General features: G+C 64.4%; 3 protein-coding genes and 1 pseudogene. All 4 read left to right on the top strand.

Annotated features, from left to right (window positions below):
* The coding region (locus tag WA702_RS23010) for a CpaF family protein (RefSeq protein ID WP_425112861.1) at positions 1–1,352 on the top strand (1,352 nt) is incomplete at its 5' end.
* Between the two features lie 12 nt (positions 1,353–1,364).
* Positions 1,365–2,339 (top strand): type II secretion system F family protein, encoded by a 975-nt coding sequence (locus WA702_RS23005; RefSeq protein ID WP_425112860.1) that lies wholly within the window; start codon positions 1,365–1,367, stop codon positions 2,337–2,339.
* Positions 2,340–2,348: 9 nt separating this feature from the next.
* A complete protein-coding gene (locus WA702_RS23000; protein WP_425112859.1) occupies positions 2,349–3,323 on the top strand; it encodes a type II secretion system F family protein in 975 nt (324 codons plus the stop codon).
* A gap of 85 nt (positions 3,324–3,408) precedes the next feature.
* Positions 3,409–3,741 (top strand): annotated as a pseudogene (locus tag WA702_RS22995) (Zn-dependent hydrolase); the annotation flags it as partial.

Here is a 3,741-nt window from a genome sequence, read left to right as displayed (position 1 = left end):
CCTCGCCCCCGCTCGCCCCGGCCCGGCAACCTCCGCCGCCGCCACCACCGGCCGAGGCGCGTCGCTCCGACAGTTACTACCAAGTCAAGGCGACGATCTTCGGCGCGCTGATCGAAGCGATCGACCTCGCTCAGCTCGCCAAGCTCGATGGCGAGTCGGCGCGCGAGGAAATCCGCGACATCGTCAACGAGATCATCGCGATCAAGAATATCGTGATGTCGATCGCCGAGCAGGAGGAGCTGCTCGACGACATCTGCAACGACGTGCTGGGCTACGGTCCGCTCGAGCCGCTGCTCGCACGCGACGACATCGCCGATATCATGGTCAACGGTGCTGGAACCGTTTTCATCGAAGTCAACGGCAAGATCCAGCGCACCGGCATCCGGTTCCGCGATAACCAGCAGCTGCTGAATATCTGCCAGCGCATCGTCAGCCAGGTCGGTCGCCGCGTTGACGAGTCTTCCCCGATCTGCGACGCGCGCCTCGCCGACGGCTCGCGCGTCAACGCCATCGTGCCGCCGCTGGCGATCGATGGTCCCGCGCTCACCATCCGTAAGTTCAAGAAGGACAAGCTGACGCTCGATCAGCTCGTCAAATTCGGCGCGATCACGCCTGAAGGCGCCGAGATCCTGCAGATCATCGGTCGCAGCCGCTGCAACGTCTTGATCTCCGGCGGTACCGGCTCGGGCAAGACCACGCTGCTGAACTGCCTGACCAACTATATCGAGCACGACGAGCGCGTCATCACCTGCGAGGACGCCGCCGAGCTCCAGCTGCAGCAGCCTCACGTGGTGCGGCTGGAAACGCGGCCGCCTAACATCGAGGGCGAAGGCCAGGTCACGATGCGCGAGTTGGTGCGCAACTGCCTGCGTATGCGCCCCGAACGCATCATCGTCGGCGAGGTCCGCGGCCCCGAAGCCTTCGACCTGCTGCAGGCGATGAACACCGGCCATGACGGCTCGATGGGCACGCTGCACGCCAACAATCCGCGCGAGGCGCTGTCACGTTGCGAATCAATGATCACCATGGGCGGCTTTTCGCTGCCGTCGCGAACCATTCGCGAGATGATCTGCGCCTCGATCGACGTCATCATCCAGGCCGCGCGCCTGCGCGATGGCTCGCGCCGCATCACGCACATCACCGAGGTGATGGGCATGGAAGGCGATACCATCATTACCCAGGACGTCTTCCTCTACGACATGGTCGGCGAGGACGCCAATGGCAAGATCATCGGTCGCCATCGCTCGACCGGCATCGGCCGGCCGCGCTTCTGGGAGCGCGCGCGCTACTACGGCGAAGAGAAGCGGCTCGCCGCGGCGCTCGACGCCGCCGAAGTCGCCAACAAGAGCTAACGGGAGACAGCCATGAAGATGCAGGTTGTTGCGCTGGCCTTCCTCGCTGCCACGGCAATCGGCGGTGTCTGCTGGGTATTCCTCTATCCGTTGCTGTCCGGCGAGCGCAAAGCAGAGCAGCGCCGCAGTCTGGTCGCCAAGCAGGAGCCCGTGGTACGGCAGGCCGAGAAGAGCCAGCGGTCGCGCCGCGAGCAGGTCGAGTCCTCGCTGAAAGATATCGAAGCGCGAGCCCAAAGGCAGAGCAAGGTCTCGCTCAGCGTGCGCATCACCCAGGCCGGCCTTGACTGGTCGACGCAGAAATTCTGGACCGTTTCCGGCATCCTCGGTGTCGTGGTGCTTGCCGCCGCCTTCCTCGGAGGCGGCGGACCGCTCGGCGCCCTCGGCCTCGGTGTCGGCGCCGGCTTCGGCCTGCCGCGATGGGTTCTCGGTTTCCTGAAGAAGCGACGCGAGAAGGCCTTCCTCAAGGCCCTCCCCGATGCTGTGGACGTCATCGTGCGCGGCATCAAGGCCGGTTTGCCGCTGTTCGAATCGATCAAGGTGGTGGCCGCCGATTCTCCCGAGCCGCTGCGCAGTGAATTCCTCGCCATCATCGAGACTCAGGCGATCGGCATGCCGCTCGGCGAGGCCTGCGCGCGGCTCTATGAGCGCATGCCGGTGCCCGAAGCGAACTTCTTCGGCATCGTCATCGCGATCCAGCAGAAATCCGGCGGCAATCTGTCGGAAGCGCTGGGCAATCTGTCCAAGGTGCTGCGCGACCGCAAGAAGATGGCGGAGAAGATCAAGGCGATGTCAATGGAAGCCAAAGCCTCCGCCGGCATCATCGGCTCGCTGCCGCCGATCGTGATGATCCTGGTCTACCTGACCACGCCCGACTACATCTCGCTGTTGTGGACCCACCCGACAGGCCAGCTGATGCTGGTCGGCTGCTTGATCTGGATGTCGATGGGCATCTTTGTCATGAAGCAAATGATCAACTTCGACTTCTAGGGGCGTGTCATGATGGATTTTCTCTCTACCAAGCTGCATGATCCCCATTTCATGACCATGCTGTTCGCCGCGATCGCGGTGAGCGCGACGGCCTACACGCTGATCATGCCGCTGTTCGCCGGCGAGAACCTGAACAAGCGGATGAAGGCGGTGGCGAGCGAGCGCGAGCGGATCCGCCAGCGCGAGCGCGAGCGGATGAACGCCGGCGAGAAGGTATCGCTGCGTCAGACGCCGAAGCAGCTGGTGTCTCGCGTCGTGGAGGATTTCAACCTCACCAAATGGCTGGCGCAGGAGTCCGCGCGTGAGAAGCTCGTCATGGCCGGCTATCGCGGCCAGGCGCCCTATATCACCTTCCTGTTCACCCGCCTGGTGACGCCGATCGTGCTGTTCGTCGGCGCCGTGCTCTACGTCTTCGTGATCTCGCATCTGCAGAAATCGATGCCCGTCAAGATCGGCATCTGCGTCGGCACCGCCTATGCCGGCCTGCAGGCGCCGATGCTGTTCCTGCGCAACGCGATCTCCAAGCGCCAGCTCTCGATCCGTCGCGCCTTCCCGGACGCGCTCGACCTGCTGCTGATCTGCATCGAGTCCGGCATGTCGATCGAGGCCGCGTTCCGCAAGGTCTCGACCGAAATCGTGACCCAGTCGGTCGCGCTATCGGAGGAGTTCACGCTGACGACCGCCGAGCTGTCCTATCTGCAGGACCGCAAGGTCGCCTATGAGAACCTGGCGAAGCGGACCGGTCTCGACGGCGTCAAGTCGGTCTGCCTCGCGCTGCAGCAGTCGGAGCGCTACGGCACCCCGCTCGGGCAAAGCTTGCGCGTGATGGCGCAGGAAAATCGCGACATGCGCATGAACGAGGCCGAGAAAAAGGCCGCTGCGCTGCCGCCCAAGCTCACGGTGCCGATGATCGTGTTCTTCCTGCCGGTGCTGTTCGTTGTCATTCTCGGACCGACCGGCATCAAGGTCGCCGCCATGCAGTGACGCCGAGCAGCCGCTCGCAGAATCGTCTTGCAGGATGCCACGGCATCCTGCCAAGCCATATGGAGCACCATCAGGGTTTCGCTCCATGTCCGATCGTCTCCGCGCCGACGGCGCCCGCGTCCTCGCCGATCTCGCCGCGCTCCGCGGCTTCGGCACTTATAAGTCCGGCGTCCACAAGCCCACATTCTCCGAGCCGCATGTACAGTCGCTGCGCTGGCTGGAGCAGCGGCTGGGCGAGGCGCAGCTCACGCCCAGCATCGACGGCACCGGCAACGTGCTCGGCAGCAGCGACAAGCCGGGACGCAAGCTGCTCGCGGGATCGCATCTGGAGAGCCAGAACTATGCCGGCTGGCTCGATGGGCCGCTCGGCGTGGTCTATGCGCTGGAGGCCGCCCGCGTGCTCAATCCCGATCCCGCG

The sequence above is a fragment of the Bradyrhizobium sp. genome (genome assembly GCF_049798375.1).
GTDB lineage: Bacteria > Pseudomonadota > Alphaproteobacteria > Rhizobiales > Xanthobacteraceae > Bradyrhizobium.
This window is presented reverse-complemented; position numbering and strand designations above follow the sequence as displayed.